This is a genomic window from Mesorhizobium sp. P3_B5, assembly GCF_056402815.1.
This window is the reverse complement of the sequence record NZ_JBFUGR010000008.1, coordinates 239,669-264,177: the sequence shown is the minus strand read 5'-3', so window position 1 is coordinate 264,177 and position 24,509 is coordinate 239,669. Positions and strand designations below refer to the sequence as shown.

Sequence of the window (24,509 nt, the reverse complement as noted above, 5' to 3'; positions counted from 1 at the left end):
GCTGCGGTCAGCCCACCCGTCCTTGGATCAAAGATTTCCATGAACCGAACGCAGCGCTGAAGCGACACACGCTCAGGCAGAGAACTATTGGCTGAACGACCATGAAGACGATATCGACATTGCTGCAGATCCTCGCACTCAGCGCCTGCTTTACCGCGCAGGTTCATGGCGCGTTCGCGATGCCGGGCGTTCGCCGCGCCTTGCAGACGATGGACGCCTTTACTCTCTCAGCAAGGAACTAGGCGGCCAGGCCACCTGCCTGCGTCAGCAAAAACGCCTCGCCGCAGGCTTTCGCCAGATTGCGCACCCGCAAGATGTAGCTCTGCCGTTCGGTGACCGAGATCACGCCGCGCGCGTCGAGCAGGTTGAAGACATGGCTGGCCTTGATGCACTGGTCGTAGGCCGGGAAGACCATCCGATGCATCGGCAGATTGTCGTTCGAGGCCGGCGCGCCGGCATCGAGCAGCGCCTTGCACTCGGCTTCGGCGTCTTCGAAATGGCGCAGCAGCATCGCCGTGTTGGCGTATTCGAAATTGTGGCGCGAATATTCCTGCTCGGCCTGCAGGAAGACGTCGCCATAGGTCACCTTGTCGGTGCCTTCGCGGCCGTTGAAGTTAAGATCGTAGACATTGTCGACGCCTTGCACATACATGGCCAGCCGCTCCAGCCCGTAGGTCAACTCGCCCGCCACCGGCGCGCATTCGATGCCGCAGACCTGCTGGAAATAGGTGAACTGCGACACTTCCATGCCGTCGCACCAGCACTCCCAGCCCAGCCCCCAGGCGCCCAGCGTCGGGCTTGCCCAGTCGTCCTCGACGAAGCGGATGTCGTGCAGGAGCGGGTCGACGCCGATGGCCGCTAGCGAGCCGAGATAGAGCTCCTGCAGATTGGGCGGATTGGGCTTCAGGATCACCTGGTACTGGTAATAATGCTGCAGCCGGTTCGGGTTCTCGCCATAGCGCCCGTCCTTGGGCCGGCGCGAGGGCTGCACATAGGCGGCGTTCCAGTGTTTTGGCCCGAGCGCGCGCAGCGTCGTCGCCGGATGAAATGTGCCGGCGCCGACTTCCATGTCGTAGGGCTGCAGGATAACGCAACCATAGTCCGCCCAGTAATTGTGCAAGGTCAGGATCAGTCCCTGGAAGGAGCGGCTGGGATGCATGTGGGCGGGAATATTGACGGTCACGGCGGCCTCGACGGAGCGGCGGAATGCGGCATTCCCTAGATGCCTGGCCGGCAAGCGTCAAGGCAAGGCCTGCCGGCATGGGATCGCTGCGACGGCGCAAAGGGCACGTTGAAAGCTTTGCGGGCGGCTGGCCCATTGCCGGCCATGGCAGCCTGCGGTCTGTTCGACGCTCGCATCGCCAGTGTCAACGACAGCAGGTCCAGCAATGTCTAGCCCAATCACCGTCCGCCCCGTCACGCGACAGGATTTCGAGCAATGGCTGCCGCTGTGGGACGGCTACAATGCCTTTTACGGCCGCTCGGGCGAGACGGCCCTGCCGCGCGAAATCACCGAGATGACATGGTCGCGCTTTTTCGATGCCTATGAGCCGGTGCATGCGCTGGTTGCCGAGAGCGGCGGGCAGTTGCTCGGCCTCGTGCACTACCTCTATCACCGCAGCACCACGGCGATTGCGCCGAACTGCTATCTGCAGGATCTTTTCACGTCAGAGGCTTCGCGTGGCAAGGGCGTCGGCAGGGCCCTCATCAATGGCGTCTACGACCTTGCCAAAGCCGCAGGTTCAGGCCGGGTCTACTGGCTGACGCATGAGACCAACCACACGGCGATGAAGCTGTACGACAAGATCGGGGATCGCTCCGGCTTCGTCGTCTATCGCAAGCTGTTCTGATCAAGAAAACGGGGCCGACATCGGCCCCGTTTGTTACGAAAAATCAGGATGGGCCGCTCAGCCTTTCGGGGCAGTCGCCGGCTCGGGCTTGACCTTCGGGGTTTCCTGCGCCGTGTTGGATACGATCGGCGGCAGGCCCTTCAAGAGCTTCTGCTGCAAGGTGGCGAGCACATCGGGGTCCGGCTTCAGGTCGCGGGCCTGGTTCCACTGGAAGGTGGCTTCCAGCTTGCGGCCGACGCGCCAGTAAGCGTCGCCGAGATGGTCGTTCAGCACCGGATCTTCCGGCTTCAGCGACACGGCCCGCTCCATTTCGCGCACGGCATCATCGAACCGGCCCATGCGGAAATAGGCCCAGCCCAGCGAATCGACGATGTAGCCATCGCTCGGTCGCAGGTCGACGGCCTTCTGGATCATCGCCAGGCCTTCCTTGAGGTTCATGTTCATGTCGACCCAGGAATAGCCGAGATAGTTCAGAACCTGCGGCTGGTCGGGCAACAGTTCCAGCGCCTTGCGGAAATTCGGCTCGGCCTTCGGCCATTCCTTCAGCCGCTCATAGGCGATGCCACGCTGGTAGTAGACGTTCCAGTTGGCCGCGCTCGGGGTCTTCAGCACCGCGACCGCCTTGTCGTAGAGGTCGGCGGCCGAGCGGAAATCGTCCTTCGAGGAATAGACGCCGCCGAGCGCCAGATAGGCGCGCATGTCGTCTGGATGGGCGGCGACGAACGCCTTCAGATGGGCGATCGCCTCGTCATGACGGTCGAGATCGGCAAGGTTGAGGCCGAGCTGCAGGTCCGAAAGCTCCTTCAGCGGCGAAGAGTCAGGGATACGGCGATAGAGCGCAATGGCGCCTTCGCCGTCCTTCAGCTGCTCGGAAACGGCGGCGAGTTGCACCAGGGCCGCGTCGCTCTCGGGCTTCAGCGCCAAAGCGTATTGCAGATAGAGGCGGACGAATGGCTCGCCGCCGCCGCGATTGAGCGCGGTGGCGAGGTCAAGCAGGATTTCCGAGGCGCCGTCCGACGGGCCGGCAACGAAAGGCTCGATCTTCTCGCCCTTGCCGATCTTGTCGCGCAGCGCCGTTATTTCCAGCTTGCCCGGCGAAAACGCCTCTGCCTGGTCGAGCACCGACAGTGCCTTGTCCTTGTCGCCCTTGCGAGCGAGGAAAGACGCGTAAGCCTGCGCATTGCGCATCCAGGTTTCGGGCGAAGCGCCACCGGCGGTGGTGTCGGCCAAGGTCGCGGCGTAGATCGCATCGGCTTTTTCGGATTGGCCCGAGGCGTCGGCGATCAGCGCGCGATGGAAGGATTTGAACAGGCCGAACCAGTCCGGACCCTGGAGCTTGTCGACGGAGGCCATCGCTTCGGTGGCGTCGCCGGCACCTTGCTGCGCCCAGCCGGACATGACACCGGAGATGAGCCGGTCGAGATCGGATTCGAGCGACAGCTTGAGCCAGTACTGGGCTTTGGTAAAATCCTTCTTGTGGAAGGAATCGACCGCCAGCGCCAGGCGCGAGAAGCGCTCGACGTCGGGAACTTCCTTGAGCTTGTCGGCATAGGCCAGGGATTCTTCGAAGCGGCCTTGCGCGATCAGCGACAGCATCAGGCTCTGCTGCAAGGAGGTGTCGCCGGGAGCGAAGGCGAGCGCCTGCTTGTAGTAGGCGATGGCATTGTCGAGGTCATTGTCGCCTTCGGCGATCCGCGCGGCCAGATAGGCTCCCGAAAACGACGTGATCTTGACCGGTTCGGTGGTCTGTTTGGCATAGGCCGGCAGACTGGAGATCGCCATGCCCGTCACAATTGCCAGCCCTGTCAGCCAGCGCGCACGTCCTTGCCGCATCGTATCCCTTTCAGCCAAACGCGAGCCCCGCGTCAGCGGGATCGCCGTAGACTCGATCTTTTCCCGACAAAGCATGGCCTTTTTGGGGTCAGGCTTCAATCCGCCTCAAATTCACAATCGGGTCATGCGATTAACAAACCATGGCGCGGAGGTCATAACCAGGCAAGATTGCGCCCCCGGAAGCCGAATTGAGAGGCGGCCTGGCGCAAGAAGCACCAGCCAGCGCTTCCTCAGTTCACCCGGCTAATGCAGAAATCGATGACGTCGATCAGCGCCGATTTCTGCGGCGTCTCTTCCAGCGGCGCCAGCGCGTCGCGGGCGATCTCGCCGAAATGACGGGCGCGGCCAATCGTGTCGGCAATGGCGCCATGGCGGGTCATCAGGCCGATGGCCTTTTCCAGCCCGGCATCGTCCGTGACATTGTCCTCGATTGCGCGCTTCCAGAAGGTGCGCTCGGCCTTGGTGCCGCGCCGGTAGGCGAGGATCACCGGCAGCGTCACCTTGCCCTCGCGGAAATCGTCGCCGACATTCTTGCCGAGATCCTTGCTGGAGCCGCCATAATCCAGCGCGTCATCGATCAGCTGGAAGGCAAGGCCGAGGTTCATGCCGTAGGAGCGCAGGGCCGCGCGATCGTTGCGCGTCGCCAAGGCGATGACCGGACCGACCTCGGCAGCGGCGGAAAACAGCGCCGCGGTCTTGGCTTTGATCACCGCAAAATGCTCATCCTCGGTGGTTTCGAGGTTCTTGGCGGCGGCAAGCTGCATCACCTCGCCCTCGGCGATGATGGAAGCCGCGCTGGACAGGATGTCGAGCGCCTCGAGCGAGCCGACATCGACCATCATGCGGAAAGCCTGGCCGAGCAGGAAATCGCCGACCAGCACGCTCGCCTGGTTGCCCCAGATCATGCGGGCGGTCTTCTTGCCACGCCGCATGCCGCTCTCGTCGACGACGTCGTCATGCAAAAGCGTCGCCGTGTGCATGAACTCGACCGATGTGGCGAGCTTGACGTGGCCCTCGCCGGAATATCCGAACATCTGGGCGGCGGCGAGCGTCAGCATCGGCCGCAACCGCTTGCCGCCAGACGAGATCAAATGGTTGGCAACCTCCGGGATCATCTCGACGTCGGAGCCGGCCTTGGACAGGATCAGCTCATTGACGCGCCCCATGTCGGCCGCCGTCAGGTCGATGAGATCCTTGATGGAGGCGGCTTCCCGCTTCCCGTTTTCGATGTTGAGAACGACACCCACTACAATCACTCCCGTCTGATAGCACGCGCGCGACGGCCCTTGTCCCTGCATGACTCTAGGGCTGCACCCACGGGCACGGCAAGAGGCGAATTGGCGCGGTTGCGGTGACGGCGTGTCAATATTCGAGAGAGAGCATGGCGTTGACCGAAAACCGCTTCACACTTTTCGGCACCATGCTCCAGCGTTTACATCGACGCCGCAAGCTGCGAGTTTCATCCGATGATAGAGCTCATCCGCACCAACGACGCCGTCATCATCTCCTTTGTCGAATCGCTGATGCGCGATGCCGGCATCGGCTGTTTCGTCGCCGACCAGAACATGAGCGTGCTCGACGGGTCGATCGGCATCCTGCCGCGGCGCATCATGGTCGACGCCGATCAGGCCGACATGGCCCGGCGCATCCTGACGGATGCCGGCATCGCCAACGAGATCCGTCAAAAATAATGGCCGCGTCACCAGCCGCCTCCGTCCCGGATACGCCGGCCCACACGGTCGACGCCTTCCACCGCGGACGCTTCTGGCTGGTGCAGCCGCGACAGGCAGGCCACCGCGCCGGGATGGACGCCATGATGCTGGCGGCTTCCGTGCCATCCGCCTTCGCCGGGCGCCTTGCCGATTTCGGCGCCGGTGCAGGTGCTGCCGGGCTCGCGGTGCTGTCGCGCTGTCCGGCAGCCGATGTGGTGCTGGTCGAACGCTCCCCTGAAATGGCGGCCTTTGCCGCAACCACGCTTGCCCACCCCGGCAATGCGCATCTCGGCAACCGCGGCTCGGTGCTGACGGCCGATGTCACGCTGTCGGGCCGGGCGCGAACGCTGGCCGGCCTTGCCGACAATTCCTTCGATTTCGTCATCATGAACCCGCCCTTCAACGCCGCCGAGGATCGCGCCACGCCCGACCGCTTGAGGAAAGAGGCGCATGTCATGGAGGACGGGCTGTTCGAGAGCTGGATCCGCAGTGCGGCGGCTGTCGCCAGGCCGCGCGGCGGGCTTGCCGTCATCGCGCGGCCGGAGCAGCTCGGCGTCCTGCTCGAAGCGATTTCAGGCCGCTTCGGCGATGCCGAGATGCTGGCAGTGCATCCTCGCCCCGAGGCGGCGGCGATCCGCATCGTCGTCAGGGCGGCGCTCGGCGCGCGCGGCAAACTGTCCATCCGCCCGCCGCTGATGCTGCATCAACAATCGGGCGATGGGCCATCGGAGCGGACCGAGATGATCAACAACGGGCTGGCGTCGCTGTTCGGCGACTGATTTTGCCCAGCCGGTGCGGCGGCATTGCCGTTGGCCGGCGAATCCCTACATGCGCTCGAGCAATTGACCGGAGATAGTGCCCTCGTGAAACGCCTTTTGAACCGCCTGCTGCCGAAATCCTGGCGCTCCACCGTCGTCACCATTCCGGTCATCCGGCTGCACGGCACCATCATGTCGGGCGGCGGCCAGTTCCGGCAGAACCTGTCGCTGGCCTCGACCGCCGGTCTCATCGAAAAGGCATTTTCCTTCGACGCGCCCGCGGTTGCCATCTCGATCAATTCGCCGGGCGGCTCGCCGGTGCAGTCGCGGCTGATTTTCAAACGCATCCGCGACCTGGCGAGCGAGAAGAACAAAAAAGTGCTGGTGTTCGTCGAGGACGTGGCGGCGTCGGGCGGCTATATGATCGCGGTCGCCGGCGACGAGATTTTTGCCGATCCGTCCTCCATCGTCGGCTCCATCGGCGTGGTGTCGGCCTCGTTCGGCTTTCCCGAACTGATGAAGAAGATCGGCGTCGAGCGGCGCGTCCATACTGCCGGCCAGAACAAGGCGGTGCTCGACCCCTTCAAACCGGAGAAGAAGGAAGATGTCGAACGGCTGAAGGCGCTGCAGCTCGAAGTTCACGACACCTTCATCGACCTGGTCAAGGACCGGCGCGGCAGCAAGCTCAAGAACGACCCGGACTTGTTCACCGGCCTGTTCTGGACCGGCAAGAAAGGGCTGGAGCTTGGCCTCGTCGATGCGCTGGGCGATATGCGCACCGTGCTCAAGACGCGTTTCGGGGCCAAGACCCAGCTCAAGCTGATCACCACGCCGCGCGGCTTCCTCAGCCGGTTCGGCCTGTTCGGCTCGAGCCAGGGCTTTTCCGCCCCCGACATCGCCGCCGCCGCCGCGACCGGCGTGGTCGACGCGGCGGAAGAACGCGCGCTGTGGGCGCGCTTCGGGCTTTGAAAAGCCGGTGAAAACGGCTAGCATGAGTGGTTGACCGACCCCACCGGCCGCGTTTGCCAGCCCTGCGAGGGAGGAGTTTTGACATGCCACAGATCATTTTCTTCGCCGCCGTCGGGGCGCTGGCCTATGTCGGATACCGCTCTTTCGTCAGGGAAGCGCAGCGCGTGACGGCCAAGATACGGCGCACCGAAAAGCAGGCGGCCAACGGCACGATGGGCACGCTGGTCAAGGATCCGAAGACCGGCGAATACCGCCTGGCCAAGGACTGACCGCCATCTCCCTCGCCGCCGAGACCGTGAATTCCGACGCCCGGACGTGGCCTGCGCATGCCAAGATCAATCTTGCGCTGCACGTCACCGGCAGGCGGCCGGATGGCTATCACCTGATCGAAAGCCTGGCCGTGTTCACCCGTTTCGGCGACAGGGTGGAGACGGCGCTTGCCGACAGTGATCAGTTTTCGGTGTCTGGCAAGTACGCAGCCGCGGTGCCGTTCGACGGCGACAATCTGGTGGTGAAAGCGCGCGACGCGCTGCGCAAGGCGGCCGGCCTGCAGCACACGCCGCCGGTGACCATCCGGCTTGAAAAGAACCTGCCGGTCGCCTCCGGCGTCGGTGGCGGCTCGAGCGACGCCGCGGCGGTGCTGCGCGGTCTGGCGCAGGCATGGCGACTGGATATCGACGACGCCGAACTGGCGCGGATCGGTCTCTCGCTTGGCGCCGACGTTCCGATGTGCCTTGCGGCAAAACCGCTGATCGCGCGCGGCGTTGGCGACGAGCTGTCGATGGTGCCTAGCTTTCCCGCCCTTGGGCTGGTTCTGGTCAATCCCGGCACCGCCGTCTCCACCGCCGAGGTGTTCGCAGCCCTTGCCCGTCGCGACAATGCGGCGCTGCCGCCGCTGCCGCGTAATTTCGATTTTCACAGCGTCCGCAACTGGCTGGAGATCACCCGCAACGATCTCGAGCCGGCGGCCAGCGCCATCCTGCCCGCCATCGGCAGGGCGCTCTCGGTGTTGAACAGAGCCGGATCGGGATTCTCGCGGATGTCGGGTTCCGGTGCAACCTGCTTCGGACTGTTCGAGACCGGCAATGTGGCCAAGCGCGCGGCTGCCGAAATCCGCAGCCGCGAACCGGACTGGTTTGTCGCCGCGACGCGCAGCATCGCATCGGAGGGAGCTGATGGCCAGAATTGACGAAAGCCGTTCCTTCATTCCAGTGCGCATCGCGGTGCTGACGGTTTCCGATACGCGCAGCCTTGCCGACGACAAATCCGGCCAGACGCTGGCCGATCGCATCGCCGAGGCCGGCCATATCCTGGCCGCCCGCGACATCGTCACCGACGACCGCGACAAGATCCGTGACACGGTATTAGGCTGGTCGCGGGACAAGGATATCGATGTGGTGATCACCACCGGCGGCACCGGCTTTACAGGCCGCGACGTGACGCCGGAAGCGCTGGAGCCGATCTTCGAAAAGCGCATGGACGGCTTTTCCGAAGTGTTTCACCGCATTTCCTACGACAAGATCGGCACCTCGACGATCCAGAGCCGGGCGACCGGCGGCGTCGTCAACGCCACCTTCGTCTTCGTGCTGCCAGGCTCGCCCGGCGCCTGCAAGGATGCCTGGGACGGCATCTTGAAGCCGCAGCTCGACTACCGGCACATGCCCTGCAACTTCGTCGAGATCATGCCGCGCCTGGACGAGCATCTGCGGCGCGGCAAGAGCGGATAAGAGCCCAGATCAGCGAATGACCGGTTCGCCATGAAAGCGCCGGCGCGAGGGCGGTGACACGCCGAAGCCGACTTCCATCATCAGCCGCGGCGTGCGCGTCGGCACGGTGCCCATGTGGAAACCGAACGGGTCCTCGACAAAGCCGAGACCTGCCTCGCCGGTCAGCGTCACCGGGCTCTCGTCGCCATAGACGCCGAGCACGTCTTGCGCCGGATGGCCGACGAGCAGCGTCAGCTGATGCTTCAGGGCGCGGCGCTTGTGGCTGCCCCTGACATAGACATGCGGACCGGTGCCGGCATCGACGGGCTTCAGATAGAAGAAGAATTTCAGCATCCGCCAGTCGTCGAGATCGAAATGGTATTTGCCGAGCGACGCCAGGTTCTTGTCGGCGTCCGAGGCAGCCCCGGTCGGAAAGCTCCACCAGACGCGCGTGGTGATCAGTTTTGCCTGGCCGCCGAGATAGTTCGCGGCAATGTCGAGAAGCAGCGGATCGCGCTGGATTGCAAGAGCTGCGTCGCAGTCCAGGATGCGCTCGAAAAAGTGGCCGCTGAGCAAGGAGCGGCCAAAACGCTTTTCAGCCTCGGCATGATCGTCGGCCAAGAACTCGAGACGGCGGTCGAAATTGCCGAAGCAAGGCGTGCGCTGCGCAAAGCTGGTGATTTCCTCATGGATCGCCTGCGGCAGGACAAACCCGGAAAACAACCCATCCGATTTCAGCGCGTTGACGACGGCGGTGCGGTCGACGCCGGTAAACATCGTATCCCCTGCCTCGCCTGCCGGCTTGGCCGCTTTGGCGCCAAGCCAGTGCAGGCGCCGCCCCGGCATGGTGCGGGCCAGCATGAACATCGGCAGCCAGGCCGGGTTCTCGCGAAGATCGGTCAGATAGGTCGGAATACGCGCTGCAATACGGCGCAGCAGGCTGCCGTTTCGCGCAATTGCCTCAAGGCTGGCGGCGCCGGATTTGTCAGGGCTTGTAAAGGTCATCGGGTCCTCGGGTATGAACGCGGCACTGACGCGCGTCGGTGCTCACCGCTCCGGCATTACCCAAACCCTGATGTCCCGCATCGATGAAATGTTAGCCTCACGTCATATTTTGTGCAATGCACAATAATGTGTGCCCTGCAAAATCTGGAGGAGGCGCAGGCCCTCACTTCGCCGGCGCCACCCAGATGTCGGCATTGAGCCGTTTGGTCGCAAGGCCGCGCGCGATGGCCTCGGCGCTGCGCGCGTTTTTCGACAAGGCGGTGGCCTGTCGCTTGCTGATCACCAGCCCTTCGGCGAGCGCCCGGTTTCCCGAAAAGAGCCGTGACAGGAACGGCGTGCGGTTGCCGCGGGCGCGTGAGAACCGCGCCGGCATGGTCTGCTTGGCCGTGTGGGCGACGACTTCGTCGATCCAGCCTTCCGCCAGCCGCGCGCCCGGTTCCAGCAACAGCAGCCACTCGCCTTTCGCCTGCCTGATGCCGGCCGCAATGCCGCCGCTGAGATAGTGGCAGCCGGCATGTTCGGCGACGCGGTGCGTCTGGTCGGTGGAACCGGTGTCGCAGACGATGACATCGCGCACCACGCCCTCGACCGCGCCGCCGATCAGCGAGGCAAGCGTGCGGGCAAGGCCCTCTTCGTCATCAAGGGTTTCGATCAGGACGGTGAGCATGGTTAGCCGCATAGCGGAAAGCTGCGTCCGGCGCCAGTTTTCGCATCGCGGCATAAAAAGTTCTTGCTTTGTTCTCATCAACAAAATAGGAATAGTTTCATGAACAGAGCGATTCGACAGCCGACCGACAGTCCCTGGGAGAGGGCAAAAATGGAACATATCGTGCGTGCGGACATTGCAGCCTTCGGAGCAGGAAGAGCCGAGATGGCCAATGCGATGATCGAGCAGAGCGGCATGCGCGTCCGCCCGGACCGCAATCGCGGGCGCTCGGCCGGCATCAATCCGTCGGGCCGCTTCGAGCCGGTCAGCCGGCATGTCTTCGATGACGGCTGGAATTCGCTGGAAGAACTGCCGCCTTTCAAGACCGAAGTGCAGGTGGAGAAGCCGCGCACCATCATCACCCGCAACGAATCGCCGGACATTTCCTTCGACCGTTCGATCAATCCCTATCGCGGCTGCGAGCATGGCTGCGTCTACTGCTTCGCGCGGCCGACGCACAGCTTCATGGGGCTGTCGCCGGGACTGGATTTCGAATCGAAGCTGTTTGCCAAGCCGGATGCGGCACGGTTGCTCGACAAGGAACTGTCGAAGGACGGCTACCAGCCGCGCACCATTGCCATCGGCACCAACACCGATCCCTACCAGCCGATCGAAAAGCAGTACCGGATCATGCGCGAGATCCTCGAAGTGCTGGAAGCGCGCGGCCATCCGGTCGGCATCGTCACCAAATCCGCCTTGGTGACGCGCGACATCGATATCCTGTCGCGCATGGCCGAACGGGGCTTGGCCAAGGTGGCGCTGTCGGTGACGACGATGGACCGCATGCTGGCCAGAACTATGGAGCCACGCGCCTCGACGCCGACCAAGCGGCTGGAGGCGATCAGGCAGCTTTCGGACGCCGGCATTCCGGCTTCGGTGATGGTGGCGCCAATCATCCCCGGCCTGACCGACCAGGAAATGGAGCGCATCCTCGATTCGGCACGCGCTGCCGGCGCACGCGAGGCCGGCTATGTCGTGCTGCGCCTGCCGCTGGAGGTCAGCCCGATCTTCAAGGACTGGCTGCTGCGCCATTATCCCGACCGCTATCGCCACGTGATGTCGCTGATCCGTTCGATGCGCGACGGCAAGGATTACGATTCGGAGTGGGGCAAGCGCATGAAAGGTGCTGGCCCCTATGCCTGGCAGATCGGCCGGCGATTTGAGATCACCGCCAAGCGGCTCGGCCTGAATGCCGAGCGGCGCACGCTACGGACCGACCAGTTCGTCGCCGCAGCCAACGCAACCGAGCAGTTGATGCTGCTTTGAAAATTATCATCTGTCTGACCCTTTCGGGCCGGCAGATGAAGAAATCCCGTCCGGCCTGTCCCCCGGCCTGCAGACGGTGCCCTCCCGGTCTTGCCCCACCTGACCCTGGAGGGACTTGCGGAGAATCGGAGCCGATGCGAACCTCGCCGCAACATGGCTCGCGCGCGTTCCGATTCTCCGCTTCTTTTCGAAATCGTCGAGAAGCCCGACTTCTCCTTCGAGACGAAGGCGATGGCCGAAGGCCTGTGGCCGGTGGCGGGGATGGACGAGGCCGGTCGCGGTCCGCTCGCCGGGCCGGTGGTCGCGGCAGCGGTGGTGCTCGATCCCGCCAACATCCCTGAGGGGCTCGACGATTCCAAACGGCTGAACCATCTGCAGCGCGAGGCGCTGTTTCTCAAAATCCTCGGTTCCGCCTTCGGCGTTTCGATGGCCTCGATCAGCGCGGAAGGTATCGACGGCAGCAATATTCTCAAGGCCAGCTTAGAGGCGATGCGCCGCGCGCTGGTCGGCCTGCCCATACAGGCGAAGCTGGCGCTGGCCGACGGCCGCGACGTGCCGCCGGGCCTGCCTTGCCTGGGCCGCGCGCTGATCAAGGGCGATCAGCGCTCGCAATCCATCGCCGCCGCCTCGATCGTTGCCAAGGTGATGCGCGACCGCATGATGTGCGGCTGCGGCAGCCACCACGACCGCTACGGATTCGAGATTCATATGGGCTATGCCACGGTCCGGCACCGCACGGCGATCGAAGCACATGGGCCGGTGGCACGGCTGCACCGCGTGTCGTTTGCGCCGTTCAGGCTGGGCGGGGTTGAGGTGATCGAAGAGGAGAGTTTTGCCGGGCTGGAATAACGCGACGGTCGCGCCAGCCAATTTCCCCCCTCGTGGGGGAGATGTCCGGCAGGACAGAGGGGGGCGCTGTCCCGCCGACATCTCAGTTGATCCACCCGACTTCCTGAGTGCTTCTGGCCTTAAGGTGATTCTGAATTGCCAGTGGGCAATCAGGGCTTGGCGATCCTTCGCGCCCCCCTCTGCCCTGCCGGGCATCTCCCCCACGAGGGGGGAGATTGGCAGCTTCGGCGCTCCGCTCCGTCCTGCAAAAAAGCCGCCAGGTTGCCCGGGCGGCTTTCGATGATCCGATTGATGCGATCGTCTAGTTCAGCTTGGACTTCACGTCCTGCAGAGAGGCCTTGAAAAGCTCCGCGCCGGCCTTGGCGTCGATCTTGCCGGCGAGCAGCGCGCGGGCGGCTTCGACGGCGATGTCGACGGCGCTGGCGCGCACTTCGGCGACGGCATCGCGCTCGGCCTGGCCGATCTTCTGCTCGGCAAGTGCTGTGCGCCTGACGACATAGTCCTCGGTTTTCTTGTGCGCCTCGGCGGCAAGCAATTCAGCTTCGCGCTTGGCGGCAGCGACGATGCTTGCTGCCTCCTGCTCGGCTTCCTTGCGCTTGCGCTGGTATTGGCCGAGCAGCTGCTGGGCCTCCTCGCGCAGCCGGCGTGCTTCCTCAAGCTCGTTGCTGATCTTGGCGGCGCGGGCATCGAGCGCCTTGGCGATCAGGCCCGGCACCTTAATGTAGACGGCAACGCCGAGGAAAATGACGAGGGCAACCGTGGCCCAAAGCGTCGCGAGAGATGTGGCGTCCATAATGCGCTCCTCACCGGGCCACGGATTTGACCGCAGCCGCGATCTCGGCCTTGCTGGTCTTGCCGCCGACAAGCGCCTCGACAATGGCCGAAGCCGTATCTTCGGCGATGCTGCCGACTTCCTTCATGGCGTTGGCCTTGATGGAAGCAATGCTGGCTTCGGCCTCACCGAGCTTCTTGTCGAGGGCTGCCTCGACCTTCTTGCGCGCGGTCTCGGCTTCCGCCTTGGCCGCATCGCTGGCCTGCTGGCCGATCGCGTTGGCCTTGGCCTTGGCTTCCGCCAGTTCCTGCTCATAGGCAGCAACGGCGGCGTCAGCCTCGCCCTTCAGCCTGGCGGCATGGTCGAGATCCTGCGAGATGCGATCGTTGCGCACGTCGATGATGCCACCAAGGCGCGGCATCACCACCTTCTTCAGGAACAGGTAGAACAGCCCGAAGGTGATCGCCAGCCACAGAAGCTGCGACGGGAACGTCGCCGGATCGAATGGCGGGAACGCGCCGTGCGCTTCGGCAGGCACGCCGGTGCCGGAATGCGTGTCGCCTTCCGTCGCGGCGGGCGCTGTCTCTTGCGCAAAGGCAGATGTCACGAACATGGACTATCCCCGAAATTCAGGCTTGGCCGCAGGGTTGCGGCCGGCCTGTCCAATCTTCTCAACGCTTGCCCGATAGGGGCTCAGCCGAACAGGGCCAGAAGCGCGATGAGAAGCGAGAAGATGCCCAGAGCTTCGGTCACGGCGAAGCCGAAAATCAGGCGACCGAACTGGCCATCGGCGGCCGACGGATTGCGCAGCGCGCCCGCCAGGTAGCTGCCGAAGATGTTGCCAAGGCCAATGCCTGCGCCACCCATGCCCAGGCAAGCGATGCCGGCGCCGATGTACTTTGCTGCTTCTGCGTCCATTTGTTCAACTCCTTTGGATCTGAAATTCCGTTGCGATTCCATCCGGCACGACTGCCGGAAACTCTTGGTCAGTGCCCCGGGTGCAGGGCGTCGTTCAGGTACATGCAGGTCAAGACGGCAAAGACGTAGGCCTGCAGGAAAGCGACCAGCAGTTCCAGCGCCGTCAGCGCCACCGCCATGGCCAACGGCAGGATCGAGCCGGCGATGCCGACGGCGCCAAGCGCGCTCAGGCTGACGACAAATCCCGAGAACACCTTCAGCGTGATGTGGCCGGCCAGCATGTTGGCGAACAGACGAACCGAGAGGCTGACCGGGCGCGAGACGAAGGAAATCACTTCGATCAGCACCACCAGCGGCAGCAGGAAGACAGGAACGCCATGCGGCACGAACAGCTTGAGGAAGCCGAGGCCGTGCTTCATGAAGCCGTAAACGACCACGGTTCCGATCACCAAAGCGGCGAGGCCGAAGGTGACGATGATGTGGCTGGTGACGGTGAAGAAGTAAGGGAAAAGCCCGAGCAGATTGGCGACCAGCACGAACATGAACAGCGAAAACACGAAGGGGAAGAACTTCAGCCCCTGGGTTCCGGCGGCATCCCTGAGCATGTTCGAGACGAACTCATAGGCCATTTCCGAGACCGACTGCAGCCGGCCGGGAACCAGGCTGCGGCTCGACGTCGAAAGGTAAAGAAAGGCGGATGCGACGGCCACGGTCGCGACCATGAACAATGCCGAATTTGTGAAGGACAGGTCATAGCCGCCGATGTTGATCGGCAGCAGTTTGATGATATGGAACTGGTGGATCGGATCGACCTTGTCAGCAGCCACTTTACATCCCCGTCAAAGCCGCGCGCGGCTTGAGTGTCTTGTTCATCGCGCCGGCAAGCAGCGCCTTCATTCTTTCGGATCGCGCGGTTTGTCGCTCTGTCCGAATTCCGCCACGACGCCCGCCGAACGCAGGACATTGAGCACACCGGCTCCAAATCCCAGCAGCAGACCCACGATCAGACCCCATGGCGATGTTCCCGCCACACGATCCAGAAACCAGCCAAGGCCCACGCCCACCACTATACCGGCGATAAACTCGCTGGACAGCTTCAGGGCCTGGCCATATCCGGCCACCGCTTTCGCGTCGTCTTTCCCCTCGCTCCGGTCCAGCCGTCTTGTCGCAAGCGTTGCTTCAAGGTCGCGCCGGCGGCGCTCAAGTTCGTCGTCGCGGATGTCGGCATCGTGCTGTTTGCCGCGGCCGGTTTCTCCGGTTCCGTCTGGCCCGTTCTTGTCGGCCATCGAACCCCCCTGCCCGGTCAGAACGTCGCCGTCCGTCCGCTTCTAAAGTCGCCGGCAACATAGTTAGAGGGTTTGCGCCCGTCAAGCCACGGGCGGAACTTCAAAGCCATGTATTTTCTGCATTGAAATCAATGGCTTGGAAAGGTGCGACATCGTGCCCGGCGCAGCAGCGGGGATGCAGGCCCCGAATCCTCTAGGCAATGGCGGTTTGACCGACCGGGCATCGGGGAAAAGATAGGGCGGTTGCCGGGCGCTCAGCTCCAGCCGCCGCCATAGGTGCGATAGAAGATGTGCAGGCCGATCTTGGTCATCTTCTGCATCGTGCGCGCCCATCCCGGATGGACATAATTGGCGTAGTAATGGGTCGACGACCCGACTTCCGGAATGAAGATCTTGCCGGCGGTGACCGCCATGGCGACTTCCTGCGCGGTCTTGTAGTTGGCGGGGCTGTCGATACGCTTCTTCCTGCCGTCGCAGGCGAAGGAGAACTGGCAACGGTTGAGCCAGTTGTCATTCTGGTAGACGACGCCGCAGATCGAATTCGGATAGGCAGGGTTGCGGACGCGGTTGAGGATGACCTGGGCAACAGCCGCCTGGCCGCGCACGGTTTCGCCGCGCGCCTCGAAATAGATGCCGTTGGCGAGGCATGTCTGCTCCTTGGCGGAGAAGACGCTCGCCGGCAGCGGGTTCTGGATCCACGAATGATCGCCCTTGGCCATCGGTGGAATGAAGCGGCCGTTGTTCGGCTCCTCGTCCTGCAGCAGGGCTTCGAAGGGCGAGGCCTTGGCATAGTCGGGCTCGGCCTGTGCATAGGCGGTCGCCAGAACGTCCGGGTGATCGTTGTTGACCAGCGCGGCAATCATCGCCGGCATGCCGGGATCGGGCTTCTTGTCCTCACGCGTATGGAACGCCTGGGCGATCTGGATTTCCTTGCCTTTGATCTGCGGCCTGGCGAAGGCCATCTTGAGGCCGCTGTCCATGCTGGGGCGTAGCAGCGAGGAGGTGCGCTGGAAGATCGAGCCGGCGTTGAAGTCCTTCGGCGGCGACACCGGCGAGACCTGGATGATGCGGCCCTTCTTGTCGGCGCGCGTGACGCGCTCCTCGTCGGGCGTCACGCCGGCGACGCTGCCCTTGCCGCGAAACGAGACGGTGCCGATGCCGGGCAAGCGCACGCCCGAGCCCGAGATCGAGCCGGTGCTGATGGAATCGACGAACGGCATTTCGGCGGCGTGCACCGAGCCGGCGACGGATTTCTCGACATAGGAGTTCCAGCGGGAATTCGGCGCCTCGAGACCGGAAACAAGGCTCGTCATATCCTGGTAGGCAATATCTGTGGGAAAGCCGACCCAGATGCCGAGCCCGATAATGAACGGAGACAGGAAGGAACGATTTTTCTCACCGGCGGCGGCGACAAGCCGCTTCAAGACACGTCGATGCACTGAACTCTCCAGAAACGCAGACCGAACCCACTGGAGAGGCACAATGATGCATTAACCTTGATGGGGCGTTAACGGATCCGATCGTGTTTTTTTCATGTTGGAGCGACCCAAGACAGGGAAAACCGACGAAGGATCAGGCCGGCCGAAGGAAGATCGGCCAGGCGATCAGCGCGCACAATGCTGCCGCCAGCCAGACGCCCGTCCATGACGCGATGGCCAACAGGCCCGGAATGGCGATCGGCACCAGAAAGAAGGCGACGAAGACGAAGCTGTTGGCGAGGCCGAGCGCCGTTCCGGCCCGGCTCACACCGGCAAGCGTTGCCATTTCGGTGTAGGCGACGCCGTGCCAGGCGGAGACCGAGATGCCGGCAGCGACCAGCAGCACAGCAATCGCCGGCATCAGCGCCGGATGCGCGCCCGGCATGGCCGCCGCCAACACCAGCAGGCCGAGAGCCGCGAAGCCGGCTGCACTCGACACGCTGCACAGGAGCAGGAACGGGCGGCGGTTGCCATGGCGGTCGGTATAACGGCCGCTCCAGACGCGCATGACCATGGCGCCGGTCTGGACAGCGGCGAGGCTGGCGCTGATCACCAGCGTGCCCATGCCGGCGAAGTCGTGCAGGAAGACGGAAGCGAAGGTGAGCACCGCCACTTGCGGAAAGCAGAGCAGGCCGATGCCGATGGCGATGCGCCAGACTTCGACATTGCGCAACGGCGCCGGATCGGTCGACATTGCCATGGCATTGCTGCCGGCAATGCTGATCTGGGGGCCGATCTCGGGCGGCTGGTGCAGCCAGCGCCAGGCGAACAGAGCCGAAACCAAGTTCGAGGCCGCCAGCAGCCCGAACACCGGCGCGAAGCCATGCACAGATGCCAGCGACGGCAGGACGAGCGCGCCGAGCCCGCCGCCGAGCGGCACCGCCGTCTGCCTTATGCTCATGGCAAAGCCACGCTCGCCCTCGCGGAACCAGGCCATGATGGCACGGCCGCTGGAGCCGTTGACACTGCCGCCGAGCAGGCCGGTGACCAGAAGGCATGCGGCCAGCATCGCTACGCCAGGCACATAAGCCGCCGACGGCACGATGAAGAATGCCATGAGCAGCAGCCAGGCCGCCGTCGCGCCGAGACCGGTCAACAGCACGCCGCGATCACCCCAGCGGTCGGTAAGCAAGCCCCAGGGCAATTCGCTCAAGGCAACGCCCAGCCCGAGAAGGCCAAGGACCAGGCCGAGATTGCCGTTGGAGAGATGATAGCCTGAACGTAGAAACACCGCTGTCGCCGGGATGCCGGCAAAGGTGGCGGAGAAACTGGCATTGGCGGCAACGCCGATACCGAGCACCTTCCAGCGATGGTTGCTGGCAAATGCCGTGACGCCGGATGGCGTGACGGTCATGGCCGGGTTGCAATCGGAATCGGAAACGACAGCTGACATGGGACAGGCTCCACAGATGGACCGGCAAGCGCCGGACCTTGACGCACTGTCTCTACCGCCATAGTTTCGTCCTGAATATCGGGAAGTTTTTGACATTAAATCCCGAAAAACAGGATCATTGCCGTGCGACGCATAACACTCGATCTCGACGTTCTCAGAAGTTTCGTCACCGGCATGGAGCTGGGCAGCTTCGCCAAGGCCGCCGAGCGGCTCGGCCGCTCGACCTCGGCGGTGAGCGCGCAGCTGAAGAAGCTGGAGGAGCAGGCAGCGACGCCGATCTTCCGCAAGTCGGGACGCGGCCTGGCTTTGACGGAAGCCGGCGAGACCATGCTCGGCTATGCGCGCCGGCTGCTCGAGCTCAACGACGAGGCGGTGTCGGCCATCCACGACGTCGAGTTGGAAGGCTGGGTGCGGCTCGGCCTGCAGGAGGATTTCGGCGAGGCGGTGCTGCCGGAGGTGCTCGGGCGCTTTGCCCGCGCGCACCCCAAGGTCAAGATCGAGGCCAGGATCGCGCGCAGCCACGAGCTTGCTGAACGGATCACTTCAGGCAGCCTCGATATCGCACTGGCCTGGCACAACGGCACGACGCTGCCTTACAGCCGGCATGTCGCCGATGTTCAGATGCGCTGGGTCGGCCCGGCAAAGCTGATTGAGACGAGCCTGAGCGATGGCGAGGCGTTGCCGCTGGTGGCGCTGGAAGCACCATGCCTGCTGCGCACGGTGGCGACCGAAGCACTCGACCGCGCCGGCCTGTCGTGGCGGATGGCCTTCTCCAGCCCGAGCCTTGGCGGCGTGTGGGCGGCGGTCGCGGCGGGGCTGGGCTTGACGATCCGCACCGATATCGGACTGCCGGCCACTGTCAGGGCGATGACGCCGGAGATTGCCGGACTGCCGGCCCTGCCCAAGATGGCGCTGGTGCTGCATCGCAAGGAGGCCGAGCTCGATCCGGTGGCGGCGCGGCTGGCGGACATATTGTTGCAGGCGGCGATAGAGGCGCTACCGGAAGGCTCTCGGGCAAATGAGAGGTTGAGAGAGGTCGCTTAGGTTCTTGGCCGTAACGCCATCTCTTCGTCATCCTGGGGCGAAGCAAGGAGCGAAGCGACGCAGCGCAGACCCCGGGATCCATGCCGCGACTTCAAAGCGCTGCTGCGGTGCAGAAATTCTGCTCCGCTGTATCCTTCGGCAAGGGTAACGGAATGGATCCTAGGGTCTCCGCGACGGAGCTTCCCTCCTGCTCCGCCCTAGGATGACGAAGCCGAGGGCCGTCGGCCAGCCGCGCAGCTCACTTGCGCTTGCTCGCCCGACCCGCGAACGGATTGTCCGAGGTGCGCAGCGCTATCCTGATCGGCACGCCGGGCATGTCGAAGGCCTCGCGTAGGCTGTTCGAGAGATAGCGGACATAGGATTGCGGCATCGCATCGGGCCGTGAGCACTGGACGACAAAGCCCGGCGGCCGCGTCTTGGCCTGCGTGACATATTTGATCTTCAGCCGGCGCCCGGCAACGGCGGGCGGCGGATGATGCGCCAGGATGCCTTCCAGCCAGCGGTTGAGCTTGCCGGTAGAAACGCGGCTGTTCCAAACCTTGTGCGTCCGGATGACGGCATCCATGAGCTTGTCGAGACCGCGCCCGGTTTCGGCCGAAACCGTTACCGCTTGCATGCCGCGGGCCTGCGGCAGCAGCCGCTCGGTCTTCTCGCGTAGTTCCGCCAAGAGTTCCTGCGGATTGTCGATCAGGTCCCATTTGTTGAAGGCGATGACCGGCGCGCGGCCCTCGCGGATGATCAGGTCGGCGATCTGCAGATCCTGCTTCTCGAAGGGGATGGTGGCGTCGAGCACGATGATGACGATCTCGGCAAAGCGGATGGCGCGCAAGCCATCCTGCACCGACATCACTTCCAGCTTTTCGTGGATCCTCGCCTTGCGGCGCATGCCGGCGGTGTCGAACAGTTTTAGCCGGCGGCCATGCCAGTCCCAGTCGACGGAGATGGAATCGCGGGTAATACCGGCTTCCGGTCCGGTCAACAGCCGCTCCTCGCCGATCAGCGCATTGATCAGCGTCGACTTGCCGGCGTTCGGGCGGCCGACGACGGCGATGCGCATCGGCTTGGTGTCGTCATAGGCGGGAACATCTTCGGCGTCCGGGTCGAGGATGTCCTCGCCGATCAGCACTTCGCCGGCGGCAACCTCTTCGTCGCCGCCCTCTTCGTCGAAGGCACGCGCCTCGCCGAGGGCCAGGATCACCGCGTCACGCAAATCGGGCATGCCCTGGCCGTGCTCGGCCGAGATCGGGATCGGCTCGCCAAGGCCAAGCTCCCACGCTTCCAGCATGCCGGCCTGGGCGCCCTTGGCCTCGGCCTTGTTGGCGACCAGCACCACCGGCTTGCCGGACTTTCGCACGATTTCGGCAAAGGTCTTGTCGTCAGGCATCAGGCCGGACTTGGCATCGACGGTGAAGAAGATCAGGTCGGCCTCGCGGATGGCGATCTCGGTCTGCGCGCGCATGCGGCCCGGCAGCGTCGAGGCGGCGGCATCCTCGAAGCCGGCGGTGTCGATGACGTCGAAATGCAGGTCGTAGAGCTTGGCGGCGTGGACGCGGCGGTCGCGGGTGACACCCGGCGTGTCGTCGACAAGCGCCAGCTTCCTTCCCACCAGCCGATTGAAAAGGGTCGATTTGCCGACGTTAGGCCGGCCGATGATGGCGACTTTGAATGTCATCCGACCCTACGATCTATCATGCATGTCGTTGTCCCAAAACCGCTGCGCACTTTTGGGCGACATGCACTACGACGCGCTGCCCGACCCGCGGATCAATTCGGACATCAAGGTCGCCCGTTCGCGCGTGTTGCGCGGGGCACCGTCATCCGAAGCGATCTGGTCGAACAGTTTGAGTGCATCCTGGGTCTTGCCTTCCTTCCAGGCGGCAAGGCCGAGTGCTTCGCGCGCCGTATGGCGCAGCGTGTTGGTGTCGGAAGTCAACGCCTCGACACGGCTGGAGACATCGGCAAAGGAGCCATGATCGACAAGCAGGAGTGCTGCCCTGAGGCGCGCCATGTCGCGAATGCCGGACGGAATGGCGGTGTCGGCGGCAACGCCGTCAAAATCCTTGACGGCGGCATCGACGTCGCCCTTGTCCGCCTTGACGGTCGCCGCGCGCATGCGGGCAAGCAGCGGATAGGCGCCGTAGCCGTCCGTTTCCAGCGCGGCGAGCGCCGTCAGCGCATCGTCGCTCTTGCCGTCATTGGCAAGCTTCAGCGCCTGCGTGAAGGCATCGCCCGAGCGGTTGGCGCGGGTCTCGTCCCAATAACGATAGCCGACGACGGCGGCGGTGCCGAGCACCACCAGGATGGCAAGGACAAGCAGAGCAGGGCCAAAACGGTCCCACAGCGCCTGCGCCTGGTCGCGCCGCATCTCTTCGTTGACTTCGCGGATAAAACTGTCGTCCGACATCGATCAAAACCATTCCTGCCCGATCCGGGCCCGTTCTTGAGCCCGCGTTTTAGCGAAATTTTGCCGGCATGGAAGGGGTTCGGCAGGAAAATCGGCTAATCGCCGCTCCGGCCGCTTTAAAGGGCAACGATGGGTGCGACCGCACCCACGCCACATTTTCACGATAGCCGGCCTTTGACCCTCCAGATGCAGATCAGATTGCCGATGCCCCGTTTGTCTCGCGTTCTTGCGTTTTCCGTTGCCGCGCTCGCCACGGCGGATGTTGCTTACGCCGATCCGCCAGCGGCGCCATCGCCGGCAAAGCCGAAGCAGATCGTCATCATCTCGTTCGACAGCGCCCGTGAGATTTCGCAATGGCAGCGCAGCCGCGCGCTGGCGCAGCGCACCGGCGCCCACTTCACCTATTTTCTGTCCTGCGTCTTCCTTTTGTCGCAGCAGACCCGCGCGGAATACACGGCGCCCGGCAAGACTGCAGGCAAATCGAACATCGGCTTTGCCGCTTCCCAACAGGAAGTGGCGGATCGGCTCGAACAGATCGGGCTTGCCGCCTCGGAAGGCCACGACATCGCCAGCCATGGCTGCGGCCATTTCGACGGCAAGGACTGGAGCAAGGCCGACTGGCTGCGCGAGTTCACCTCGTTCAAGCATATTTTCGAGAACGCCTATTCGATCAACGGCATTGAGCCGGAACCCAAAGGCTGGCGCGACTTTGCGCGGCACGCGGTGATCGGCTTTCGCGCACCCTATCTGTCGGCCAACAAGGCGCTCTACGAGGCGCTGCCGGCGGCCGGCTACCAGTTCGACGCCAGCGGCGTCTCACAAGGGCCAGCGGTGCCACCGACCCGCAAGGGTATCACGCGCTTTTCGCTGCCGGAGATTCCGGAAGGTCCTGGTTCAAGGCCGGTGATCGCGATGGACTACAATCTCTTTGTCCGCCACTCCGGTGGCTTCGAGCGGCCGAGCGGAGCGACGGAATTCGCTGAGCGGAGCTATCAAGCCTTCCGCGCCGCCTTCGATGCGCAATACCGGGGCAAGCGCGTTCCGCTGGAACTCGGCTTCCATTTCACGCAGATGAACAACGGCGCCTACTGGAACGCGCTGGAGCGTTTTGCCGGCGAGGTCTGCGTCAAGGCTGATGTCGAGTGCATCAGTTTTCGCGACTATGTTTCGCGGCAAGGCGAGAAACAGGCGCAGGTAGGCGGCTGAGCCGCCCACCATTTTCCAGCCAGCAATCAGGCCGGATCGGGTTCCTGAGCCTGGCGTTCGAGGAATCGCCGATCGATGTCGGGCAGCGGTCCGCCGTCTAGCGTTGCTTCGAAGGCGCGAAGACGCTTGTAGATGGAGATAAGCACAACGATGTCGCTCCATGAACTTACCAGATACTGGAACGACGAAGCCACTTCTGAAAATGCAGAAACAATCTGCTGAAAAATTCCCAGTGTTATCTTACCAGCGGCAATCGTCGGAATAAGAATGACGATCGCAAAAACGCTATCAGCTTGCCCGTAGAAATATCTTGCTACGTTAAAATATGAGTAGTGGAAATACAGCCTGAAATAATTCAAGCGCACATTTCTAAAAAGCTCCTTTACAGTAACTGGCTCAGCGCGATCAGCATTATCTTCACCGTATACCAATTCTTTCCGATACGCTGCTTCAACTCGTTGGTTTCGAAATTCCAAACCCGGGAGCTTGACACCCACCGTAGCGAGGAGAACTGTTCCAAAAGCTGACCAGACCAAAGCCGCGACAACAAGCGAATACGGAATCTGGCCGACTATCGGGAGCTCGGTTATGTGATGCGAGAGCCCTGCCAGCACAGGCAAGAAGGCGATCAGGGTCATGACGGAGTTGACAAGACTGACGCCAAGATCCTCCACGTTTGTCGAGAACCGCATCGTGTCTTCCTGAACGCGCTGCGATGCGCCTTCTATGTGCCGCAGCCTCGTCCAATTGCTCATGTAGAAATCGTTCATCGCCATGCGCCAGCGAAAGATGAAATGGCTGACGAAAAACCGCGTCACGACGAGCACCGCGATCCAGCAAAATGCGATCTCCATGAAGATCAATATGCCAGCGAACAGTTCGCCCGGACTGACGGAGCCCGGTGGCGGCGTAAGCGCCTTCTGCACCAGATTAAAGAAAGGTCCACGCCATTCGTTCAGCACCACGCTGACCTGGACCGAAAAATTGGTGGTGAACAAAATGAATGCCGACCCGAGGATCGCCCAGTTCTGCCAGGGATGAGGCCGATAGAGCGCCCAGAACGCATAGAAAATGAGCACGACCGCCGCGAAATAGATGTAAAACCAGAGGAATGGCTTCGACCAGAAAGCCGTCACGCCAATGATAGGCTCGGCATCCGGAAGGGCTGGTGGCAGTCCAAAGACCGCGCCCAATTGCTCGCCGCCCAAAAACCAGAACAAAACCGCGGCAAGGCTCCAGACGATCACCGAAGTGAAAAACAGCTTCGGCTGCGGAAAAAACGATACGAACACTGTGGTGAAATCCTCGGGTCGGGGGCAAATCAGCTGGGTTCGGCGGGCATAAGGTCACACAT

27 protein-coding genes are annotated in these 24,509 nt (G+C 63.3%); 12 read left to right on the top strand and 15 right to left on the bottom strand.

Annotation, left to right across the window (positions count from 1 at the left end; genetic code table 11):
• The first annotated feature begins 101 nt into the window (after positions 1–101).
• Positions 102–242, top strand: a complete 141-nt coding sequence (locus tag AC1DVW_RS21350) for a hypothetical protein (protein ID WP_477243479.1) — start codon at positions 102–104, stop codon at positions 240–242.
• On the opposite strand, the gene AC1DVW_RS21345 is transcribed toward AC1DVW_RS21350, so the two are convergent.
• Positions 239–1,159, bottom strand: coding sequence for a glycine--tRNA ligase subunit alpha (locus AC1DVW_RS21345; RefSeq protein WP_477244012.1), 921 nt, complete (start codon positions 1,157–1,159; stop codon positions 239–241). The genes AC1DVW_RS21350 and AC1DVW_RS21345 overlap by 4 nt on opposite strands.
• A 229-nt stretch (positions 1,160–1,388) precedes the next feature.
• Here AC1DVW_RS21345 and AC1DVW_RS21340 point away from each other — a divergent pair, with 229 nt between their 5' ends.
• Positions 1,389–1,850 carry an N-acetyltransferase family protein gene (locus AC1DVW_RS21340; RefSeq protein WP_477243478.1) on the top strand — a complete coding sequence of 154 codons (462 nt, stop codon included), beginning with the start codon at positions 1,389–1,391 and terminating at the stop codon, positions 1,848–1,850.
• 57 nt (positions 1,851–1,907) lie between these two features.
• Here AC1DVW_RS21340 and AC1DVW_RS21335 read toward each other — a convergent pair whose 3' ends face one another.
• Together AC1DVW_RS21335 and AC1DVW_RS21330 are read right to left on the bottom strand one after the other, a co-directional pair.
• Positions 1,908–3,683, bottom strand: coding sequence for a tetratricopeptide repeat protein (locus AC1DVW_RS21335; protein ID WP_477325668.1), 1,776 nt, complete (start codon positions 3,681–3,683; stop codon positions 1,908–1,910).
• A 230-nt stretch (positions 3,684–3,913) separates the two neighbouring features.
• Positions 3,914–4,930: a polyprenyl synthetase family protein gene (locus tag AC1DVW_RS21330; RefSeq protein WP_477325666.1), complete on the bottom strand. Its 1,017-nt coding sequence runs from the start codon at positions 4,928–4,930 to the stop codon at positions 3,914–3,916.
• A 219-nt stretch (positions 4,931–5,149) separates the two neighbouring features.
• On the opposite strand from AC1DVW_RS21330, the gene AC1DVW_RS21325 reads away from it, so the two are divergent.
• From AC1DVW_RS21325 to moaB, 6 genes are all read left to right on the top strand, one after another.
• Positions 5,150–5,374 (top strand): putative signal transducing protein, encoded by a 225-nt coding sequence (locus AC1DVW_RS21325; protein WP_477243474.1) that lies wholly within the window; start codon positions 5,150–5,152, stop codon positions 5,372–5,374.
• Complete coding sequence (locus AC1DVW_RS21320; protein ID WP_477325664.1) at positions 5,374–6,174, top strand: tRNA1(Val) (adenine(37)-N6)-methyltransferase; 801 nt, start codon at positions 5,374–5,376, stop codon at positions 6,172–6,174. The genes AC1DVW_RS21325 and AC1DVW_RS21320 overlap by 1 nt, the downstream gene beginning before the upstream one ends.
• Before the next feature lie 84 nt (positions 6,175–6,258).
• Positions 6,259–7,122, top strand: coding sequence for a S49 family peptidase (locus AC1DVW_RS21315; RefSeq protein WP_477325662.1), 864 nt, complete (start codon positions 6,259–6,261; stop codon positions 7,120–7,122).
• An 83-nt stretch (positions 7,123–7,205) separates the two neighbouring features.
• Complete coding sequence (locus tag AC1DVW_RS21310) at positions 7,206–7,391, top strand: hypothetical protein (RefSeq protein ID WP_477243468.1); 186 nt, start codon at positions 7,206–7,208, stop codon at positions 7,389–7,391.
• A gap of 26 nt (positions 7,392–7,417) precedes the next feature.
• On the top strand, positions 7,418–8,311 hold the full coding sequence (locus AC1DVW_RS21305; RefSeq protein ID WP_477243466.1) for a 4-(cytidine 5'-diphospho)-2-C-methyl-D-erythritol kinase: 894 nt from the start codon (positions 7,418–7,420) through the stop codon (positions 8,309–8,311).
• Positions 8,298–8,849: a molybdenum cofactor biosynthesis protein B gene (gene moaB, locus AC1DVW_RS21300; RefSeq protein WP_477243464.1), complete on the top strand. Its 552-nt coding sequence runs from the start codon at positions 8,298–8,300 to the stop codon at positions 8,847–8,849. Before AC1DVW_RS21305 ends, moaB begins: the two co-directional genes overlap by 14 nt.
• Before the next feature lie 9 nt (positions 8,850–8,858).
• Here the strand turns inward: moaB and AC1DVW_RS21295 are convergent, their stop codons facing one another.
• Both AC1DVW_RS21295 and AC1DVW_RS21290 read right to left on the bottom strand, forming a co-directional pair.
• Positions 8,859–9,833, bottom strand: coding sequence for a hypothetical protein (locus tag AC1DVW_RS21295; protein WP_477243462.1), 975 nt, complete (start codon positions 9,831–9,833; stop codon positions 8,859–8,861).
• Between the two features lie 163 nt (positions 9,834–9,996).
• Positions 9,997–10,500 carry a glycosyltransferase gene (locus AC1DVW_RS21290; RefSeq protein ID WP_477325660.1) on the bottom strand — a complete coding sequence of 168 codons (504 nt, stop codon included), beginning with the start codon at positions 10,498–10,500 and terminating at the stop codon, positions 9,997–9,999.
• A gap of 150 nt (positions 10,501–10,650) precedes the next feature.
• Between AC1DVW_RS21290 and AC1DVW_RS21285 the strand changes: the two genes are divergently transcribed.
• Both AC1DVW_RS21285 and AC1DVW_RS21280 read left to right on the top strand, forming a co-directional pair.
• Complete coding sequence (locus tag AC1DVW_RS21285) at positions 10,651–11,805, top strand: PA0069 family radical SAM protein (protein ID WP_477325658.1); 1,155 nt, start codon at positions 10,651–10,653, stop codon at positions 11,803–11,805.
• Between the two features lie 153 nt (positions 11,806–11,958).
• On the top strand, positions 11,959–12,654 hold the full coding sequence (locus AC1DVW_RS21280) for a ribonuclease HII (RefSeq protein WP_477325656.1): 696 nt from the start codon (positions 11,959–11,961) through the stop codon (positions 12,652–12,654).
• 301 nt (positions 12,655–12,955) lie between these two features.
• Here AC1DVW_RS21280 and AC1DVW_RS21275 read toward each other — a convergent pair whose 3' ends face one another.
• From AC1DVW_RS21275 to AC1DVW_RS21245, 7 genes are all read right to left on the bottom strand, one after another.
• On the bottom strand, positions 12,956–13,447 hold the full coding sequence (locus tag AC1DVW_RS21275; protein ID WP_477243455.1) for a F0F1 ATP synthase subunit B: 492 nt from the start codon (positions 13,445–13,447) through the stop codon (positions 12,956–12,958).
• Between the two features lie 10 nt (positions 13,448–13,457).
• Complete coding sequence (locus AC1DVW_RS21270) at positions 13,458–14,039, bottom strand: F0F1 ATP synthase subunit B (protein WP_477325654.1); 582 nt, start codon at positions 14,037–14,039, stop codon at positions 13,458–13,460.
• Positions 14,040–14,119: 80 nt separating this feature from the next.
• Positions 14,120–14,344, bottom strand: coding sequence for a F0F1 ATP synthase subunit C (locus AC1DVW_RS21265; RefSeq protein ID WP_006206606.1), 225 nt, complete (start codon positions 14,342–14,344; stop codon positions 14,120–14,122).
• Between the two features lie 68 nt (positions 14,345–14,412).
• Positions 14,413–15,171 carry a F0F1 ATP synthase subunit A gene (locus AC1DVW_RS21260; protein ID WP_477243451.1) on the bottom strand — a complete coding sequence of 253 codons (759 nt, stop codon included), beginning with the start codon at positions 15,169–15,171 and terminating at the stop codon, positions 14,413–14,415.
• 66 nt (positions 15,172–15,237) lie between these two features.
• The gene (locus AC1DVW_RS21255; protein WP_477325652.1) at positions 15,238–15,630 is read right to left on the bottom strand and encodes an AtpZ/AtpI family protein; all 393 of its coding nucleotides are present in this window, start codon (positions 15,628–15,630) and stop codon (positions 15,238–15,240) included.
• A 254-nt stretch (positions 15,631–15,884) separates the two neighbouring features.
• A complete protein-coding gene (locus AC1DVW_RS21250) occupies positions 15,885–17,069 on the bottom strand; it encodes a cell wall hydrolase (RefSeq protein WP_477325650.1) in 1,185 nt (394 codons plus the stop codon).
• A 133-nt stretch (positions 17,070–17,202) separates the two neighbouring features.
• Complete coding sequence (locus AC1DVW_RS21245) at positions 17,203–18,501, bottom strand: MFS transporter (RefSeq protein WP_477325648.1); 1,299 nt, start codon at positions 18,499–18,501, stop codon at positions 17,203–17,205.
• A 123-nt stretch (positions 18,502–18,624) separates the two neighbouring features.
• Between AC1DVW_RS21245 and AC1DVW_RS21240 the strand changes: the two genes are divergently transcribed.
• Positions 18,625–19,545, top strand: coding sequence for a LysR substrate-binding domain-containing protein (locus tag AC1DVW_RS21240; RefSeq protein WP_477325646.1), 921 nt, complete (start codon positions 18,625–18,627; stop codon positions 19,543–19,545).
• 238 nt (positions 19,546–19,783) lie between these two features.
• Here the strand turns inward: AC1DVW_RS21240 and der are convergent, their stop codons facing one another.
• Together der and AC1DVW_RS21230 are read right to left on the bottom strand one after the other, a co-directional pair.
• Positions 19,784–21,217 carry a ribosome biogenesis GTPase Der gene (gene der / locus AC1DVW_RS21235; RefSeq protein WP_477325644.1) on the bottom strand — a complete coding sequence of 478 codons (1,434 nt, stop codon included), beginning with the start codon at positions 21,215–21,217 and terminating at the stop codon, positions 19,784–19,786.
• A 66-nt stretch (positions 21,218–21,283) separates the two neighbouring features.
• Positions 21,284–21,949, bottom strand: coding sequence for a tetratricopeptide repeat protein (locus AC1DVW_RS21230; protein ID WP_477325642.1), 666 nt, complete (start codon positions 21,947–21,949; stop codon positions 21,284–21,286).
• A 204-nt stretch (positions 21,950–22,153) separates the two neighbouring features.
• Between AC1DVW_RS21230 and AC1DVW_RS21225 the strand changes: the two genes are divergently transcribed.
• Positions 22,154–23,155 (top strand): polysaccharide deacetylase family protein, encoded by a 1,002-nt coding sequence (locus AC1DVW_RS21225; RefSeq protein ID WP_477325640.1) that lies wholly within the window; start codon positions 22,154–22,156, stop codon positions 23,153–23,155.
• 26 nt (positions 23,156–23,181) lie between these two features.
• On the opposite strand, the gene sbmA is transcribed toward AC1DVW_RS21225, so the two are convergent.
• Complete coding sequence (gene sbmA, locus AC1DVW_RS21220; protein WP_477243435.1) at positions 23,182–24,447, bottom strand: peptide antibiotic transporter SbmA; 1,266 nt, start codon at positions 24,445–24,447, stop codon at positions 23,182–23,184.
• Positions 24,448–24,509 lie beyond the last annotated feature (62 nt).

What these genes read in the sequence shown, in the direction of transcription:
- AC1DVW_RS21350 (WP_477243479.1), top strand. Translation starts at nt 102, where the DNA reads ATGAAGACGATATCGACATTGCTGCAGATCCTCGCACTCAGCGCCTGC.
- AC1DVW_RS21345 (WP_477244012.1), bottom strand. Translation starts at nt 1,159, where the DNA reads ATGCATCCCAGCCGCTCCTTCCAGGGACTGATCCTGACCTTGCACAAT.
- AC1DVW_RS21340 (WP_477243478.1), top strand. Translation starts at nt 1,389, where the DNA reads ATGTCTAGCCCAATCACCGTCCGCCCCGTCACGCGACAGGATTTCGAG.
- AC1DVW_RS21335 (WP_477325668.1), bottom strand. Translation starts at nt 3,683, where the DNA reads ATGCGGCAAGGACGTGCGCGCTGGCTGACAGGGCTGGCAATTGTGACG.
- AC1DVW_RS21325 (WP_477243474.1), top strand. Translation starts at nt 5,150, where the DNA reads ATGATAGAGCTCATCCGCACCAACGACGCCGTCATCATCTCCTTTGTC.
- AC1DVW_RS21320 (WP_477325664.1), top strand. Translation starts at nt 5,374, where the DNA reads ATGGCCGCGTCACCAGCCGCCTCCGTCCCGGATACGCCGGCCCACACG.
- AC1DVW_RS21310 (WP_477243468.1), top strand. Translation starts at nt 7,206, where the DNA reads ATGCCACAGATCATTTTCTTCGCCGCCGTCGGGGCGCTGGCCTATGTC.
- moaB (WP_477243464.1), top strand. Translation starts at nt 8,298, where the DNA reads ATGGCCAGAATTGACGAAAGCCGTTCCTTCATTCCAGTGCGCATCGCG.
- AC1DVW_RS21295 (WP_477243462.1), bottom strand. Translation starts at nt 9,833, where the DNA reads ATGACCTTTACAAGCCCTGACAAATCCGGCGCCGCCAGCCTTGAGGCA.
- AC1DVW_RS21290 (WP_477325660.1), bottom strand. Translation starts at nt 10,500, where the DNA reads ATGCTCACCGTCCTGATCGAAACCCTTGATGACGAAGAGGGCCTTGCC.
- AC1DVW_RS21285 (WP_477325658.1), top strand. Translation starts at nt 10,651, where the DNA reads ATGGAACATATCGTGCGTGCGGACATTGCAGCCTTCGGAGCAGGAAGA.
- AC1DVW_RS21280 (WP_477325656.1), top strand. Translation starts at nt 11,959, where the DNA reads ATGGCTCGCGCGCGTTCCGATTCTCCGCTTCTTTTCGAAATCGTCGAG.
- AC1DVW_RS21275 (WP_477243455.1), bottom strand. Translation starts at nt 13,447, where the DNA reads ATGGACGCCACATCTCTCGCGACGCTTTGGGCCACGGTTGCCCTCGTC.
- AC1DVW_RS21270 (WP_477325654.1), bottom strand. Translation starts at nt 14,039, where the DNA reads ATGTTCGTGACATCTGCCTTTGCGCAAGAGACAGCGCCCGCCGCGACG.
- AC1DVW_RS21265 (WP_006206606.1), bottom strand. Translation starts at nt 14,344, where the DNA reads ATGGACGCAGAAGCAGCAAAGTACATCGGCGCCGGCATCGCTTGCCTG.
- AC1DVW_RS21255 (WP_477325652.1), bottom strand. Translation starts at nt 15,630, where the DNA reads ATGGCCGACAAGAACGGGCCAGACGGAACCGGAGAAACCGGCCGCGGC.
- AC1DVW_RS21245 (WP_477325648.1), bottom strand. Translation starts at nt 18,501, where the DNA reads ATGTCAGCTGTCGTTTCCGATTCCGATTGCAACCCGGCCATGACCGTC.
- der (WP_477325644.1), bottom strand. Translation starts at nt 21,217, where the DNA reads ATGACATTCAAAGTCGCCATCATCGGCCGGCCTAACGTCGGCAAATCG.
- AC1DVW_RS21230 (WP_477325642.1), bottom strand. Translation starts at nt 21,949, where the DNA reads ATGTCGGACGACAGTTTTATCCGCGAAGTCAACGAAGAGATGCGGCGC.
- AC1DVW_RS21225 (WP_477325640.1), top strand. Translation starts at nt 22,154, where the DNA reads ATGCCCCGTTTGTCTCGCGTTCTTGCGTTTTCCGTTGCCGCGCTCGCC.